Here is a 16,632-nt window from a genome sequence, read left to right on the forward strand (position 1 = left end):
ATCTGTACTGGTAGATTGGCTATCGTCCAATGGCGGTTTTGCAAGGGGCATCGTTGCTTAGATAATCGACGAACCGACGCCGGTAGCACTAGGTGTCGGATAGCCATCATCATGCGCGCAATGATGCGCGGCGAAACTGAATTCCAAGCGACCTGATGGCCACCGAAAAAGTCGAGGATACCTAAATCAGAGCTCCCATGCGGGATGTTCAAGGGAGGGCGTGAAACACGGCAACGATTCTGTAGCAACAGCCTAAACCGGCCAATTGCGGTTTCCACCTTGCCGACAGACACGCAGCTAACCCCATCATGAACCAATGAGTTCGAAGAGAACAAAGGCAACCTCAGACGCAAAGCGAAGAAAGTACAGTGAACACGCATTGACAGATTAAAGAACAAAATCGGATAATTACAAAATTTCACCACGATCCATACAAATAGCAGCCGCTCTCATTTTTGGGTCAATGTCGTGACGTGAAGGTCAAAATCACCTGACGTTTCACACCGTAGCATCGGATCTTGCGCATGACCTGTCGGATCACAACCCCTCTGCCTTCGCAAGGGAATGAACCGCGTCCACGCGGGCGGCGGAGAGGTCTTCCTCGGTAATGCCCAGTTTTTGCCCGATGAGATCTTCGATTCCTCTGGTTAAGGCCAACGCATCTAAGCCGTAATACCGCATAAGATACGCGCGGCTGCCACCATGAGCATAGGTATCTTTCAGTCCCAAGCGTTTGAGTTTTTTACCCACACCGTTATCTGCCATAATCTCGGCCATCAATGAACCGATGCCGCCTTCCGTGACATGGTTTTCGAGCGTGACCACACCGCCTTTGACGCTGTTAATGTGATCCAGCATGGCTTCTGCATTGAACGGTTTGATTGTGTTCAGATGCAAATGGCGTACCGAAACACCGGCACTTTCAAGTGCTTTTGTGGCACGCATTGCTTCTTCGGTTGTGATACCTGCTGTGACGATCAGAATATCACCGCCCAAAGACAACTTGCGCATTTGGCCAACCACAATTGGTGTGTCGAACAGTCGGGGCATCTGTCCCCGCAGCACACGGCAGTAAACAGGACCGTCGATGCTGTCGGCAGCTTCACAGATACTTTCCACCTCGGTCGCGTCCCCTGTCTCTAGGATGGTCATGTTTGGCATCGAGCGCATGACGCTGATGTCTTCAATCGCCTGGTGCGTCATCCCACCGGGGGTTGTGATGCCAGGTAAAAAGCCCATGATCCGGACCTTGCGCCGTGGATAAGCGATCGAGGCCATCAATTGGTCGTAAGGGCGCCGGTAGGTAAAAACTCCAAAGGTGTGAATAAACGGCCGATACCCCGCAAGCCCAAGGCCCCCGGCAAAGCTCATCATGTTTTGCTCGGCCATACCAAGCGACAGGAACTGTTCGGGATGCTTGTCGCGGAATTTGTCAATCTCGCAGGACGAGGTCAGATCCGCTGACAGGCAAAGTACATCTGGATTGGCAAGGGCATATTTCTCAAATGCGCGTTCATACGGGCGGCTGACCATTTCTAGCATATCGCGTGCTCCTTCAGACCAACCATTAGTGCGCTCCTTCGTAATCAACGGGATCAACCTTGAGCGATTTGGCGATTTCTTTGTTATAGCGCGCGCGTTCATTCTCAGACTTGAACCGCACGTAATGAAGGCGTGGGAAGCGTTCCATCAGCGTTGGCATGCCACGGTAGGGTGATGAGTTTGCAAGAATGATCAGCGGCTTGCCGCGGTGCGGCGTTCTTGCAGCCTCACGGATTTCGTCAAGGTTATGTGCGTCAGCCCAGACGACCTTCGCCCCGAAATTTTCCATCTTTGTGGCGATATCTCCGACCTCCATGACCGAATTCATCGCGCCGTCGCATTGTTGCCGGTTCACATCCATGATCGCTTTCACGTTATCGATCTTGTGGTGTGCGCAGCATTGGATGGCTTCCCATGTCTGACCTTCCTGCACCTCGCCATCGGACATGTAGACCCAGACTTTGCCTGTCTCACCACGCTGCTTGCGACCCCACGCAAGACCCGCTGCCGTTGAAAGGCCGATACCCAAAGTGCCGTTATGAACTTCCATGCCCGGCGAATGCTCTGCCCCGATCATCTCGACCGAAGACCCATCCTTGTTGAACATCTCCAAACCTTCAGGTGCCATGCGCCCGACTTCGATCAGGGTGGCATAAGCTACCAGCGCATAATGCGCAGGCGCGATGAACAAACGGTCGAGGTCAGGTTCAAACGGGCCGTTATAGCCTGCACCGGTGTGATAGTCGGTGTTGTCCGCACTTGGCACACCTTCAAACGGCTTGGGGATCATCGGCAATGTCGGAGCGCCAAGATTAAGCTCTTCATTATAAAGCCATGCCAATTGTTCAGCGGCGGAACAGGCCTGAGACAGATACCCGCCATTGTTGCGCATGGCATGCTCAAAGACCCGCCGACGAATTCCCAACGCGATGTCTTCAGTTGTCTTCTCGTTTTGCAGCATTCGCGTCATACTCCCAGACAGATATCTTGATCTCGACATTACATATGTCAAATTGTATGCCATTTGAAAAGTCCTTTGGTGGCGGTAGGAGCCATTTGTATGAGAAAAAAATACACAGCGGCGCACTGGGGAACCTACGAGATTGAAAACTCTGGTGCAGATGTAAAACTGCGCCCATTGCCACGCGATCCACACCCCTCGCGTATTGGTGAAAGCTGGCTGGCGGCGATGCAAGATCGCAACGCCCGGATCATGCGTCCGGCCATCCGCGAAGGCTGGATGTCAAAGCGGGATCGGCACCGCAGCGGTGACGCCGGTTTTGTCGAAGTCCCGTGGGATGAAGCGCTTGATATCACAGCCGAAGAACTGCGCCGCGTGATCAACACGCACGGAAACAACGGCCTGTTCGCGGGGTCCTATGGCTGGGCAGCAGCCGGGCGGTTTCATCATGCGCAATCGCAGTTGCGGCGATTTCTGAACACCATTGGGGGCTATGTCGGTTCCGCAAACACATATTCACATGCCGCCGCAGAGGTCATTCTGCCCCATCTCATCGGATATACGAACCGGGCTTTTCAGGACCACATGACAAGCTGGCCTCTGGTGGCTGAGCATTGCGAATTGCTGCTGGCATTTGGGGGCATTTCCAAACGGGCTGCACAGGTGGCATCGTCTGGCACGACGATGCATCAGACACAGGATTGGATGGATAAAGCACAGGCCAACGGATGCCGCGTCGTGAACATTTCACCGCTGCGCTCCGATACAGCCAATCACATGGACACCGAATGGATAGCTCCACGTCCCGGCACCGATATTGCGTTAATGCTTGGACTGGCACATGAGCTTTTTGTCAATGGCCACGCAGATCGCGCATTCCTGAGCCGCTGCACCCATGGGGCAGACGTCTTTGAAGCCTATGTTATGGGCTCCGATGGGACGCCCAAGACCGCAGTTTGGGCCGCCGGAATTTGCGACATCCCCGCACAAACCATTCGCGATCTTGCACGGCGCATGGCGCGCTCAAAGACAATGATCAATCTAGCGTGGTCCATGCAAAGGTCTGATCACGGCGAGATCGTGCTTTGGACGGGGCTGGCGTTGGCTTGTGTTCTGGGTCAAATCGGACAGCCCGGCACCGGGTTCGCTTTTGGATATGGCTCGACCGAGCCAGTTGGCGAGACCGCATCGCCTGATTGATTGGCCGTCCGTTCCACAAGGCCACAATCCCGTCGATGACTACATTCCTGTCGCGCGGCTTGCTGATATGCTGGAAAACCCCGGTGGCGCTTACACCTATAATGGTGAGTATCGCACCTACCCCGACACCAAGATGATCTGGTGGTCCGGTGGCAACCCCTTTCATCACCACCAAGACCTTGCCCGCCTCGACCAGCTGTGGCAGCGACCAGAGACTGTCGTGGTAATGGATCACAGCTGGACCGCGACTGCCCGCCGCGCGGATATCGTGCTACCCACAACCTCTGCTTTGGAACGCAATGACATCATGATCAACCGCCGCGATACTGCGTTGGTTTATATGTCTGCGGCTATCACACCCGTGGGCAAGGCCCACGATGATTACAGGATTTTCGCAGATTTAGCACAGCGCATGGGGACGCATGAGGCCTTTACCGAAGGACGCAGCGTAGAGGATTGGCAAGATGCGCTCTGGCAGGATTGCGCCAGCGTCGCAGATAAGCACGGATTTCAGCTTCCTGATTTCGACACGTTTAAGGCTGCAGGCATATTCGACATCCCAGATACGGCGGACCTGCGTGTCCAGTTGCAAGATTTTGTCGCTGCGCCAAACGAGAGCCCCCTGAATACCGCCAGCGGTCTCATCGAGCTTGCCAGCCAAGCTATTGCTGACATGCAGCTGCCCGACTGCCCGGCCAGCCCAAGCTGGCAAACGCCTATCGAGTGGTTGGGTGACGCTGATCCTGACCAATTCCATCTGATCTCAGGCCAGCCCGACACACGCCTTCATGCGCAGAATGACAACGGACCAACCTCGCTTGCGACAAAAACTGCCGGGCGCGAAACCTGTATGCTACATTCCGATACCGCCAAGAAATACGGTGTCACATCAGGGGATGTCATTGTGATAGAAAACGCGCGTGGAGCCTGTCTGGTGGGGGTGCAAATTGTTGATGCGATACGATCCGACTGTATCTCATTGCCAACAGGTGCATGGCTTGACCTGCAGATAATTAATGGCAAACTGGCCTGTATTCACGGCAACCCCAACATGCTGACAATCGACAAAGGCAGCACTGGGCTAAGCCAGGGCAACATCGCACATACGGCCCTTGTGCGTATACGGAAATGGCAGGGGCCCTTGCCCAAAATCACGGTACATAAACCCCCGCAAATCGTGGATCAGTGACCCGTGATAGGGGGTCCGCTCCGGTAGAGGGCTGGCTCAGGCAATTGCTGCGGTCCGCGAAGGCATGGCCTGCCCGCTCTAAAGGGAAGTTGCGGGGTAAACAGCCAAAGCTGTCCGACAAGCAGCAAAAAGAGCTTTGCCGAATGCATGGTACGGGGGACTATTCGATTAGCGATCTGGCTGAGGTGTTTTCCGTGTCACACCCGACCATCTACCGACCCCAAAAAGAAACTAGATATGACTTTGGCTGCGCGGGACATGAACTGGTAAGATGCGAGACGGAGCAGACCTTCGCACCGCTTGCGAACGTCCGCTACGGTGCGTGGCATAGGTTCTGGCTCGCTTAATGTATTGTGCATGTCGACACCAACGACGATGCTGCAACGATGGCCACCGAAATCGAGTTCTCTTTCTCAGCACTGAACCCGTCAGCGCGACGGCACATTCGCGTGTTTCAGATACACCAGTTCCTTGACCGTTTTGCGATGGGACTGACAGTCGCCGTTGTTGCTCTGGCATTGACAGACCGCGGCATGGACCTCTTTCAAATCTCGCTTCTCTTCGGGATCTACTCGCTCACGACGATGGCGATGGAACTGCCGTTTGGTGGCCTCGCCGACAGCATTGGCCGCAAGCCGGTCTTTTTGACGGCGGTCGTCGCCAGTTTGATTTCGCTCGTGCTCTTTCTCTCGACGCGTGATTTCCATGTTCTGGCGCTTTCATTTGCATTCATCGGTTTTGGACGCGCGCTTCGATCGGGCACGCTTGATGCGTGGTTTGTCGAAACTTTCAAGGCCACCGCGCCTAATGTGGATGTCCAGCCCGCACTGGCCAAAGCGCAATGGGCCAATGCCGTAGGGTTGGCCATTGGCGCCGTCTTGGGAGGTCTTCTGCCCGATATTTTGGGCGGGGTCGCGAAAAGCCTTGGGTTCAGCATCTATGATGTGTCCTACGTGGCAAGCTTCGGTGTGATGTTGGGCGTGTTTGTTTTCACGATGTTGGCCATTGTCGAAAAACCGCGCCCGATGAACGTCACTGCTCTCATGCACGGCTTCGCTAATGTCCCAACGGTGATAAAGGACGCGAGCCTTTTGGCTCTGAAACATCCCGCTCTGTCGATACTTCTGGCAGCGTTGGCGTTCTTTCTGATGGCAACCAACCCTGTCGAGGTGATCTGGCCGACCCATGCAAAACCCATGTTGGACGAGGGTTATGCAAACACCGTCATCGGTGTCGTGACTGCGACCTATTTCTTCTTCATCGCTTTCGGCGCATCTCTGTCTCCGCACATCAGCCGGATCTTCAAGCGGTGGCACGCCATGACGCTGGCGGCGACCTTTGCTTGCTTGGCAGGCGTTCAGATCGCATTGGCGTTGCAAGGCAGTATCATCGGCTTTGTGACGGTATTCGTCCTGTATTCTGTGATCCTTGGTGTCAGCGAAACGCCGGCCAGCAGCATTCTGCATCGCTGTGTAGAAGACCGTCAGCGGTCGACCATGCTGTCTCTGAGATCGCTGATACAACAGTTGGGGGCCGCATTGGGTCTGGTTTTGGCTGGAACTGTCGCTGAAATTTACTCTACACCTATCGCATGGATTGTCGGTGCGGTGTTTCTGTTCATTGCAGTGATACTGATCTTGGTGTTGGTCAGACGACTGGCCGTAGAAGCCGAATAGCTGACATTCGTGCGCCGTGCAGCATTGATCATTTTGGGCTCTTCGGTAGCATTCGCTGCGCATTTAACAAACGGCTGGTTTCGCTAACGTACGATCCTGCCCCCTACCAGAGCAGACCTGTGATCGCGGCATAGATACCGAATGCGCCAACCAAAATCAGGCTGACGGCCCAAAAGACATCAAGGTTGAACCACGTCTTCGAGAGAAACCGTAGCCCCAGCCACAGGTAAATCACCAGGGCGATGATACCACCTGCAAGGCTCATTGCCGCTGTGTGAACCAATGCAACGCCAAAAGCCGTAAGGACATTGCCACGCATAAGTGTTTCTGCGGCCTTATGACCGGTATCGGCATCAACGGCGCATATCCCCAGAAAAAGCGGCACCAGCATAAGACCTGCGCCATGGGCGTTTGCGGCAAGAAAGGACCACAGCGTCAGACGTGCAGGATGAACCCGTGCGAGGATTTTGGGATGTCTGCGGTTGATCAGAAGATAGACCCCCATCGCAATCACCAAAAGGCCTGCACCCACGCGGATTTCGATCTCCCACATCACAAGAACGAGCATCAGCGAAAACGGCAAGAGGATCGCCAGCATGGCAAGGAAATGGCCAAGCGACAGCAGCGCCAGCGCTTTTGGCAAGGCACTGCGCTTTTGCTCCATCAGAGCGGCGGAAACAGCAAGGGGCCAACCCATGCCGGGGTTCAGCCCATGGTAGAGGCCGGACAAGATGACGGCCCACCACAGGGCCGCCAACGTGTTGAGCTCCGAGATCACTTAGACATTCGGATAACAGAAACTGTCGGTCGAACAGTCCCCCCTTCAAGCCTGATCTGGTGGCTGCGATAGCCTTTTGGAAAGTCGATGTAGAAATCCGGATCAAGCGCAAAACTGCCATCCTCACCAACTCGGGCCATGACCATCTGCCCACCTTCGTCATCGGGGTAGAACTGATCGTCCCATGTGGAATAAAGCGAGTTGGTCCAATAGACACGCTTGCCGTCTCGACTGACCTCGACCATTTGCGGGCCATACACAAAGGGTTTGCCGTTGGGGTGGTTTGTGCCTTTCGCGATACCGCCCAGCTCGACCTTGCCCGCCAGCACGGGGTTCATCGGGTCAGAGACATCATATTGGTGCATCTCACCCAAACCCCAGCAGGCGACGTAAAGATACTTGTCGTCGAGGCTCAGGTCGATGTCTGTGACCAACGGGGGCACTGCCTCGAATCCTTGCAGCAGTGGTGGTAGGTTCTCGGCCTTCTCGGGGCGGGGATCGATGCTGATGGTTTTCTTTGCCTGCCACGTTCCATCGTCGCCGCGCCACCATGTAAAGATCGCGCCTTGCAGATTGGTCGTGTCCACCACAACGCCACAAAACCCATAAGACTTCGTAGGATCATGGGCAGGGCGAATTTCTAACGCCATCTGGTAGTTTTCGCCAAAGTCGATGGTTTGTACGTTCTTACGTTTGCGCAGATCCCAGAAATGGATCGAATGGCCGTACTTGTTGGACAGCAAATCCTCTGGGACCACGCCATTCTCGAACTGCGGCGGCAGACCCCATTCAGAGCTGACCATGTAATCTTGCGGCAGATTCCACCAGAAATCGTAGTGCTTGTCTTGTTTGCCGCGATCCATCTCGTAGCGGCCGATCACCTCGAAAGTTTCGCAATCCATGATGAAGATACCGGGCGGGCCGTCGGTGCCGTCCTCCCCTGCCCCGCCAAGGGTCGAGACATAGATGCCTTCGGGGCCGCAATGGATCGTATGTGGGCGCGAATAGCCGGTCTTTGCAAAGATTTCCTCGGGCTCAATGATCTTGTGAATTTTGGCCTTTAGCGGTTCTTTGACATCGATCACATAGACGCGCGAAGACCGGATCCCCGGCACAATCAAATAGCGCCGCTCAAGAAACGCATGGCCGGTCAAAGGGGATAGCGATGAAGAACAGGCGTTCCAGCCAAAATGGTGAAACTCATCCCCCTTGGTCGGAACGATCACTTGATGCACGATCTGGCCATAAGTGTCGGATTTTGGATTTAAGTCGACGACAGCGATCCCATCGGATTGCGATCCATCAGGGCTGAGCATGACCGTAAAGGCATAGTTCTCTACCGGTGCTTGCATGGCAAGTTTGGCTGATGCGTGAAACGTCGGGTCTGGTCGTAAATTCATGTCTTTCCTCCCAAAAAACAAAGCATGGCATCCGTTGAGCGGATGGTAGGCTTTTTGGGTCTCGTTCGACCAAAAGCTGCTTAGCGCAGTCTTCTCTGCCCGACGGCAAGGGCCAACGCCCCTACGAGAATTAAACCTGACAGGGCATCCTTGAGATTGAAATTCAACCCCATTAGATTCAGCCCGTTGCCGATCATCCCAAGGAACAAAACGCCAATCAATGTGCCTATCACATTTGGCCGACCTTTGGGATGGATAGATGCGCCAATGAACACGGCGGCAATCGCATCAAGCAAGTATGAAAACCCGGCGAGCGGGGTGAACATTCGGATATTTGCAGACCCGATCAAGCCTCCAATCGCGCAGGTCGCAGAGGCGATGATGAACGCCACGAACATATACTTGCGCACGGGAATGCCTGCGACATTGGCGGCAGAGCGCTGCAAGCCAATCGCATGAATGCGTTTGCCGAGGATCGAGCGCTCAAGGAAGATAAAATAAAGAACGAGAACGACAACTGCGATGATGATCTCTGTAGGGATGCCAAAGATGTCGCCCACTGCAAGATCACGGTATTCTTGCGGCATCCTGCGGTGCGATATTGGACCGCCTCCATTGGTAAAAATCCTCTGGACAGAGGAACCAATAAAGAATGTGCCCAAGGTCGCCATGAAGGGGCTGACTTTCAGGCCAACGATCAAAAAGGCATTCAGAACTCCGACACTGGCACCGCCAAGAACACCGACAAGGCAAGCCACCTGCCAGCCGGCGTCATATTCTTTCAGCGCCACCACGGCAAAGGCGGCCCCCATGTCAAAGGCAATCCCGATGGATAAATCAATTCCGCCCATTGCCACGATCAGCGTCATGCCAAGGGCAAGGATCAGCAGGATTGCGGAGCCTTCGATCATATTGAGCTGATTGCCCAGCGTCAGGAACGCCGGGTTGTAGAGTGAGAAAAAGACGAAAAAGACAGCAATGATGATCAGGAAACCATTGCGGGCGAGGATATTTTTCATTGCTCGCGCCCTGCTGCGGCTGAGGCAACGACAAGCAAGATCAGCGCGCCTTTGATACATCCGGTCCAAAACACATCGACACCAATGGAGATAAAACCAACCGATAAGGCGGACACCAATATCGCCCCAAGGATTGCGCCCCAGACGGTGACGACACGGCGGGGTGAGAAAGCCGCACCAAGAAATGTCGCAAGAACCATTTCCAGCAAAAGATTTTCTTCGGATCCGGGGGATGAACCTGACCCGCGCGCCAGTACAAACGAGCTTGCAATCCAGCCTGCAAAGGCCGCCAGCAGGAAGGATTGTACGACAAATCGATTTGTCGCAATCCCGCTGATTTCGGCTGCATCCCGACTGCCACCGGTGGCTTGCAGGTTCATACCCCACTTGGTCCGGTGCACCACATGCCAGAAGGCAAGTGCAACAATTGCCGTCAGAACGACCCCGGCGGCAATGCCTGCGATTTTGCCATCCCGGATATAGATGATCACGGGATCGCTCACGCCGATCCTGCGGCTCTCGGTTATGACCTTGGTAACACCTACCACAGCCACAGAAGTCGCAAGCGTTGCCAAAAGCGGTGTCATCCGAACCCAAACCACAAGCGATGCATTGATTGCGCCGACGATGGCTGCGGCACCAAGCGCAAGGATCAGCCCCCAAAGATAGGGCGTCTGTTGGTTTGTCACTTGATCCGCAATGATTGCCGCGCAGATGATCGCCGTCGCCGGAATTGACAGATCAATGCCGCCGGACACCACATCGTCACCGCCTGCAATGATAACAGTCGCAAGGCCCAGGCTGACGATCACAGTTGGAATGGCCTGTTTGAGGATCAATTCGAATGTAGTGAAGCTTAGAAAATTCGCCGCCGTAAAACTTAAGTAAACAAACAAAAGCACAAACACGGTAATCGGTAGCGCATCTAAAACACGGCGCAACGGCGACTGTGCAACAATCATGCCGCTTGCCCCCCTGTGGTCAGCGCAACCAGATGATCGACCCCAAGGCCCTCTGTGCTGATCTCGGCAATGATCTGACCGCGCAACATCACAAGGATGCGGTCGCAAAGGCCAACAAGCTCACCGGGGTCCGACGAGGATACCAAAACTGCGGCCCCATCAGCGGCAAGCTTTTCGACAAGCGTGTAAATCTCAACCTTGGCACCGACATCGACGCCAACGGTGGGTTCATCCAGCATAAACAGTTTCGCCCCACGGGTGAGCCAGCGTCCCAAGACGACCTTCTGTTGGTTGCCGCCGCTCAGGTTGCGCGAAATCACTGCAGGATCTCTGGGACGGATGTCGAGTTGCTCTGCCACAAGCTCGGCCTTTTTCTGACCAGCCTTGCGCTGCTCGATCAACGCCGTTGATATTTCATCAAGCGAAGCAAGGTTCACGTTGTCGCTGACGGACATACTCAGCACAAGCCCATCATGTCTCCGGTCGCGCGGCACAAGAACGATCCCGGCCGCTACGGCATCTTTGGGGGCTGCCATCCGCAAGGGCTGGCCGTTGAAATGCAGCGTCCCTACGGCTGCTTTTTTGAGACCATAAAGCGTGTCGATCAGCTCTTCCCGGCCAGAGCCGATGAGCCCCGCAATGCCGACAATCTCACCAGCCTTGACGTCGAACGACACGTCGTCAAAAGCGTCGCTTGAAAGGTTTTCGACTTGGAGCATCTCGGCGGTCGGGTGGTGCGTCCCATCGGGGAACAGCGCTTCGAGCTCACGGCCGACCATTGCTGTCACCATATCATCAGCAGTCTCGAGGCGGATTTCGTCAAAGACGCAGATATTTTTCCCGTTGCGCAGGACCGTCACGCGGTCGCAGATATCGGTAATCTCGGCCAGATAATGCGACACATAGATCATCGCGATGCCGCGTTCTTTCAGTTTCGTGATCGCCGTGAACAGCTTTTCTGTTTCGCCGCTGGACAGCGGTGCGGTTGGTTCGTCAAACACGACAAGCGTGGCTTGCCCGTCGATCAAAGCGCGGGCGATCTGAACAAGCTTGCGCTCGGCGATACCCAGGTCACGGATCAGGGTTCTACCCGACAGCTCAGTGCCTAATGCATCACGAAAAAACGCCTCGGCCCGGCGCTGCATGTCGCGGCGTGACAGACCTGTGATACCTGCGATTTCCTGCCCCATGAAAACGGATTCAGTCACGGTAAAATGCTGAACCAGATGCAATTCCTGATGAATGAACCGGACGCCCGCTGCGTGTATGGTGCGCGGCGTAAGATCGGACACGTGCTGTCCGTTCACGGACACCGTGCCACCATCCGGCTTATAGACACCCGCCAAAACTTTGATGATCGTTGATTTCCCGGCCCCGTTTTCACCCACCAAACCGTGGATTTCACCGGGCAGAACCTTCAGTTCCACCTCATCCAGCGCCAATACACCGGGGAACGACTTGGTGATGTCGTGCATGTGCAAAAGGGCGTCTGCCACGGCAGGGCTTTCTGTTATGGATTTGTCAGAAGGTCATGTGAAAAGGCCCGCATTGACCCGCTGGCCTTTTCAACGAAGATTTTAGTCAAGTGTACCGTAGCCAAGCGCCTCGTAAGCTGCTTTCGCTTCTTCTTGGCCATTTACCGGGAATACATCCACAAATGTCTGCGGCAAGAGCGTTTCACCCGCAAAATGCGCAGCGACGTTCTGTGCGGCTGTAGAGCCGATCAGGTTGGGCTGTTGCGCCACGTTTGCCACAAAGGGGGATCCATCTTCCGCCATGATTTCAAGCGTATCCGGTCCACCATCAAGGGCAGTGACCAAGACATCTGTGCGCCCGGCCTCTTCAAGCGCCTGGACGATGCCGATGGCAGGTTGGTCCCAGCAGCCCACATGGATCGCGTCCAGTGTTCCTTCTGGATATTGGCTCAGCAGATCAAGTGTCTTCTTGCGAGCATCTTCAGGCGCATTGGCGAATTCCTCGGCCAGCTCAGGTTGGACAATCTCGATGCCCGGATAATCCTGCAAGACGTATTTCCACAGACCCGCGCGAATGCCGCAAATGCGCAACGCACCCTCAAAGGCGTTGAACACTGCGACCTTACCTTCACCACCAATGGCGTCAGCCATGTAACGGCCAATTGTGGTGCCCATGTAGTAGTTGTCAGAAGTGGTGTTATTCACCGCATGGGGTGACTGGTGATCGACTGTGAAAACGGGAATGCCCGCGTTTTTCAGTGCTTCGAACTTTGGCTCAACCGCATCATCGCCAAGGATCGAGATAACCGCATCGACGCCTTGGTTCAGCAAGATATCATGATTGTCAGCATGAACCTGATTGTCACGACCACCATCAACGGGAACCACTGTTCCGCCAAGTTCTTCGACAGTGCTCACGGCACCGTTAAACGCCTCGCGGTCCCAAAAGTGCTGGGTGCCAACAACGGCGACACCAACTGTTTTGCCTTCAAGTGTCGCGTGTCCATCAGCCGCTGCCGCGCTGGCCATTGACACGGATGCAGCCAGTACGGCCACGATCTTCAACGTGTTTTTCATTATTTCCTCCCTAGGGTGACGCCTTATTCCAGACGCCTGAAGTAATCACATCTTTCATGCCAGTCCAAGGCTCGGCGCGAAATCATGCTTAACATATGACAATTTGTATGCCATGTGTCAAATCTGTATTTGGGAGGATACTAAGTGCCGGAGCAGCTTCTAATTGGCATTGATGCAGGGACCACAACAGTAAAGGCCGCAGCATATACGTTGTCGGGCCAACAGGTTACTGTGGCGCGAAATAGTCTGACTGTTCTACGCATCGCAGATGGGTTTTCCGAATTGGCGATGGATGAAATCTGGGATGCCGTTGCTGCATGTATCCGTGAGATTGCGGACCAAATAGATCCCGAACAGGTTGTCGGGATTGGTGTATGTGGCCAAGGTGATGGGCTGTGGATGCTGGACGCAGACAAGAAGCCAATCCGCAATGCAATACTTTGGAACGATGCGCGTGCCAGTGACTACGTAACTGAATGGGCGAAAGATGGCACAAGCGATGAAATCTCGCGCTACTGCCGCACCGCCAACTGGCCGGGAACTGCCGGATCGGCCCTAAGGTGGGTGCAGGATCATGAGCCCGAGAATTTCGCCAAGATCGCGCATATCCTTTTTGCCAAGGACTGGATCGTCTGGAAGCTGACCGGGCAAATCGGAACGGACATCAGCGATGCGACCATTCCTTTCCTCGACTTGGAAACAGGCCGCTACGCGCCACAAGTCTTTGCCGCTCTCGGACTTCCCGATTTGTCAGGAAAGCTCCCAAAACACACCACAGCCGATGCCCTTGCTGGTCCGTTAACTGCAGACTTGGGCCTGCCTCCGGTACCCGTCGCACGCGGTGCGTTGGACCTGGCGTCCATGATGACCGCCCTTGGGCTGAATGCGCCCGGAGATATGTGTTTGATCCTTGGCACAACGGCGGTTCTTGCCTACCTGTTCCCGTCCGAGCCCTTCGATGGCCCGCCATTGGCCGCGACGGTACATCACGCCGTGACGCAAGATTGGATCCGCGTTCTTGCCCCGCAATCCGGGGCTTCGGCCTTTGACTGGTTTGCCGCCCTGCACCCCAACAGCTTTGGCGGGATTGATGCGGGCGAGGTTGCCGCGAAGATCAACGAGGCGGCAAAAGATGTCGCGCCCGGGGCAAATGGGGTTCTGTTTCTGCCGTTTCTGACCGGGGAACGCGCGCCCTTCGTCGCACCTGACGCAGCGGGGTCGTTCCACGGCTTACGCGCCGGCACCTCAAAGGCCGATCTGGCGCGGGCTGTGATGGAAGGAACAGGCTACAGCCTGCGGCATTGTCTTGTGGCCAGTGGTGCGCCTGCGCCGGCACAGGTCGTGTTGACCGGTGGCGGCGCGCGCAACGCGCTTTGGTGCCAAATCATTGCGGATATTTTGGGCGTGACGGTTTTGGCCAACGCGGCCGAGGATCATGGGCTATGGGGTGCTGCATTGCTGGGTGGTGCCGCAGCGGGCGTCAGCGATCCGCTCATGGGCGCGCGGGTCGAGGCGTTCAGCACATACACCCCGAACGCATCCGCGCATCGCGCCTATACCAAACACTTCGACATCTACCTGAAAGCCATCGACGCAAGCCGCGCCATCTGGGCCGCGATGAGGACTACCGCATGAGCAACATGATGACCGCCGCCGTCTACCACGCGCTGGATGACATTCGTATCGAACAACGCCCGGTGCCTGAGATCGGGCCGGATGACATTTTGCTCAAAACCCTCGCTTGCGGTCTATGCGGTGGTGAGGCGATGGCGTGGTACAAGAAATCAGAACCAAAGGTTTTGGGCCATGAACCGGTCGGCGAAGTGGTCGAGGTCGGCGCAAACGTAACCGACTACAAAATCGGCGAGCGATTATTCGTGAACCACCATGTTGGCCGTGTGCAATCGCATTTGTCGCTACGAGGGCCGCTTTACCCGTGATCCGTTCTACAGCCAGATGAAACTCGATCCCGGTGGCGTGTGCGAATACTATCGCGTGACAGCGCAGCACCTGCGGATGGACGTGCATCGCATTCCCGACAACATGTCCAACGCCGAGGCAATTACGATTGAGCCTTGGTCCTGCGTCGTTGGTGGCCTCAAACACTGCAATATCATACCCGGCGATACGGTCGCCGTTGTTGGGGCGGGCTTTATGGGGCAAGGATTTGTCCACATGGCACCACTCTTTGGGGCTGGCAAAGTTGTCGCCCTCGATTTTTCCGATTGGCGGCTGGAAAAAGCCCGTGAATTTGGCGCGACCCATACAATTAACCCAAAATCAGAAGACGCCGTCGCATCCATGCGGGCGCTCAATAACGGGCGTTTGGCTGACACGGTGATTGTGATTGCCCCCTTTGCCGCAGCTTGGGCGCAGGCCGAGGCTTTGGTCGAGGTTGGCGGCACGTTGCACCTCGGCGCACCGCTTGCGCCAGGCAAAAACTGGGTGCGCGACGGGAACAAAGCCTATTTCGATGAGATCACCGTCACATCCAAATATTCCTCGGACCATACCGACACCTATAGCTATTTTCGCCTTCTCGAAGCGGGCCGGATCGACGCCAAACGCGCTGTCACCAATCACTTTGACATCGCCGACAGCGCAGCGGCGTTCAAAATGCTGGTCGAGGCCGAGAAATCCCTGAAAATCGTGGTCTACCCCCACGGCAAACCGGAGGAGCTGTAATGCTCGAAGCTCTCAAAGCTGAAGTCTGTGAACAGAACCATGAACTCCCCGCAAATGGCCTTGTGGTTGGCTCTGGTGGAAATGTGTCCGGGCGTGACCCTGAAACCGGGTTGATTGTGATCAAACCCTCCGGCGTTAAATTCAACAAGCTGACCCCGGATACGATGGTGGTCGTAGATATGGAAGGCACAGTGGTTGAGGGAGCTATGAAGCCTTCGGTCGATACCGGCATCCATCTTTACATCTACAAACACCGTGCCGATGTTTTCGGGATCACCCATACGCATTCGCCTTATGCCAGTAGCTTTGCGGCACGCGGCGCGCGGATCCCTGCGGTGATGACACCCATAACGCATATGTTGGGACGCGACGTCCCCTGTTCGCGCTACGCAACACCCGGCGATGTGGATACGGGCAAAGCGATCCTTAAGGCCGCAGGTGATGGTTGGGCCACCTTGGTCAAGGCGCATGGCGTGTTTACAATGGGCAAATCGGCGACGCAGGCGACATCCTTTGCGATGTATCTGGAAGAAGCCGCAATGACGACGCATCTGGCGCAGCTACACGGTCCCGTAGATGAACTGCCACAAGAAGAGATCGACCGCTGTTACAATTGGTTCACAAAAAACTATGGGCAGTCAGGCCAAAAACAGATCAAAGGTTGACCT

General features: G+C 55.3%; 15 protein-coding genes and 1 pseudogene. 8 read left to right on the plus strand and 8 right to left on the minus strand.

What is annotated here, in order from left to right; all coding sequences use genetic code 11:
• Positions 1-537: 537 nt before the first annotated feature.
• Both ACZ1HF_RS11580 and ACZ1HF_RS11585 read right to left on the minus strand, forming a co-directional pair.
• Positions 538-1,542, minus strand: a complete 1,005-nt coding sequence (locus ACZ1HF_RS11580) for a transketolase family protein (RefSeq protein WP_472657650.1) — start codon at positions 1,540-1,542, stop codon at positions 538-540.
• Positions 1,543-1,567: 25 nt separating this feature from the next.
• The gene (locus ACZ1HF_RS11585; protein ID WP_472657651.1) at positions 1,568-2,503 is read right to left on the minus strand and encodes a transketolase; all 936 of its coding nucleotides are present in this window, start codon (positions 2,501-2,503) and stop codon (positions 1,568-1,570) included.
• Positions 2,504-2,602: 99 nt separating this feature from the next.
• Here ACZ1HF_RS11585 and ACZ1HF_RS11590 point away from each other — a divergent pair, with 99 nt between their 5' ends.
• The 4 genes from ACZ1HF_RS11590 (at position 2,603) to ACZ1HF_RS11605 (ending at position 6,568) form a co-directional block, all read left to right on the plus strand.
• Positions 2,603-3,703 (plus strand): molybdopterin-dependent oxidoreductase, encoded by a 1,101-nt coding sequence (locus ACZ1HF_RS11590; RefSeq protein WP_472657652.1) that lies wholly within the window; start codon positions 2,603-2,605, stop codon positions 3,701-3,703.
• Positions 3,660-4,892 carry a molybdopterin dinucleotide binding domain-containing protein gene (locus tag ACZ1HF_RS11595; protein WP_472657653.1) on the plus strand — a complete coding sequence of 411 codons (1,233 nt, stop codon included), beginning with the start codon at positions 3,660-3,662 and terminating at the stop codon, positions 4,890-4,892. Before ACZ1HF_RS11590 ends, ACZ1HF_RS11595 begins: the two co-directional genes overlap by 44 nt.
• A gap of 143 nt (positions 4,893-5,035) precedes the next feature.
• Entirely contained in the window at positions 5,036-5,239 is a 204-nt protein-coding gene (locus ACZ1HF_RS11600) for a hypothetical protein (RefSeq protein WP_472659039.1), read from the plus strand.
• A 39-nt stretch (positions 5,240-5,278) separates the two neighbouring features.
• The gene (locus ACZ1HF_RS11605) at positions 5,279-6,568 is read left to right on the plus strand and encodes an MFS transporter (RefSeq protein ID WP_472657654.1); all 1,290 of its coding nucleotides are present in this window, start codon (positions 5,279-5,281) and stop codon (positions 6,566-6,568) included.
• A gap of 103 nt (positions 6,569-6,671) precedes the next feature.
• Here the strand turns inward: ACZ1HF_RS11605 and ACZ1HF_RS11610 are convergent, their stop codons facing one another.
• The 6 genes and pseudogenes from ACZ1HF_RS11610 to ACZ1HF_RS11635 all read right to left on the minus strand — a co-directional run bounded on the left by ACZ1HF_RS11610 (position 6,672) and on the right by ACZ1HF_RS11635 (position 13,279).
• Positions 6,672-7,346: a hypothetical protein gene (locus ACZ1HF_RS11610; protein ID WP_472657655.1), complete on the minus strand. Its 675-nt coding sequence runs from the start codon at positions 7,344-7,346 to the stop codon at positions 6,672-6,674.
• A pseudogene (locus tag ACZ1HF_RS11615) lies at positions 7,347-8,746 on the minus strand (selenium-binding protein SBP56-related protein). It abuts the gene before it with no gap.
• An 80-nt stretch (positions 8,747-8,826) separates the two neighbouring features.
• Complete coding sequence (locus ACZ1HF_RS11620) at positions 8,827-9,765, minus strand: ABC transporter permease (RefSeq protein WP_472657656.1); 939 nt, start codon at positions 9,763-9,765, stop codon at positions 8,827-8,829.
• A complete protein-coding gene (locus tag ACZ1HF_RS11625; protein ID WP_472657657.1) occupies positions 9,762-10,727 on the minus strand; it encodes an ABC transporter permease in 966 nt (321 codons plus the stop codon). The genes ACZ1HF_RS11620 and ACZ1HF_RS11625 overlap by 4 nt, the downstream gene beginning before the upstream one ends.
• On the minus strand, positions 10,724-12,223 hold the full coding sequence (locus ACZ1HF_RS11630; protein ID WP_472657658.1) for a sugar ABC transporter ATP-binding protein: 1,500 nt from the start codon (positions 12,221-12,223) through the stop codon (positions 10,724-10,726). The genes ACZ1HF_RS11625 and ACZ1HF_RS11630 overlap by 4 nt, the downstream gene beginning before the upstream one ends.
• Positions 12,224-12,304: 81 nt before the next feature.
• Positions 12,305-13,279 carry a sugar ABC transporter substrate-binding protein gene (locus ACZ1HF_RS11635; protein ID WP_472657659.1) on the minus strand — a complete coding sequence of 325 codons (975 nt, stop codon included), beginning with the start codon at positions 13,277-13,279 and terminating at the stop codon, positions 12,305-12,307.
• A gap of 144 nt (positions 13,280-13,423) precedes the next feature.
• Between ACZ1HF_RS11635 and ACZ1HF_RS11640 the strand changes: the two genes are divergently transcribed.
• Genes ACZ1HF_RS11640 through ACZ1HF_RS11655 form a run of 4 tightly spaced genes read left to right on the plus strand, consistent with a single transcriptional unit; the run spans position 13,424 to position 16,629 of the window.
• Positions 13,424-14,914, plus strand: coding sequence for an FGGY-family carbohydrate kinase (locus tag ACZ1HF_RS11640; RefSeq protein ID WP_472657660.1), 1,491 nt, complete (start codon positions 13,424-13,426; stop codon positions 14,912-14,914).
• A complete protein-coding gene (locus ACZ1HF_RS11645) occupies positions 14,911-15,219 on the plus strand; it encodes an alcohol dehydrogenase catalytic domain-containing protein (protein ID WP_472657661.1) in 309 nt (102 codons plus the stop codon). Before ACZ1HF_RS11640 ends, ACZ1HF_RS11645 begins: the two co-directional genes overlap by 4 nt.
• The gene (locus ACZ1HF_RS11650) at positions 15,176-15,964 is read left to right on the plus strand and encodes a zinc-binding dehydrogenase (protein ID WP_472657662.1); all 789 of its coding nucleotides are present in this window, start codon (positions 15,176-15,178) and stop codon (positions 15,962-15,964) included. The genes ACZ1HF_RS11645 and ACZ1HF_RS11650 overlap by 44 nt, the downstream gene beginning before the upstream one ends.
• On the plus strand, positions 15,964-16,629 hold the full coding sequence (locus ACZ1HF_RS11655; protein ID WP_472657663.1) for a class II aldolase/adducin family protein: 666 nt from the start codon (positions 15,964-15,966) through the stop codon (positions 16,627-16,629). The genes ACZ1HF_RS11650 and ACZ1HF_RS11655 overlap by 1 nt, the downstream gene beginning before the upstream one ends.
• Positions 16,630-16,632 lie beyond the last annotated feature (3 nt).

This window comes from Litoreibacter sp. GN1-5 (genome assembly GCF_055693805.1).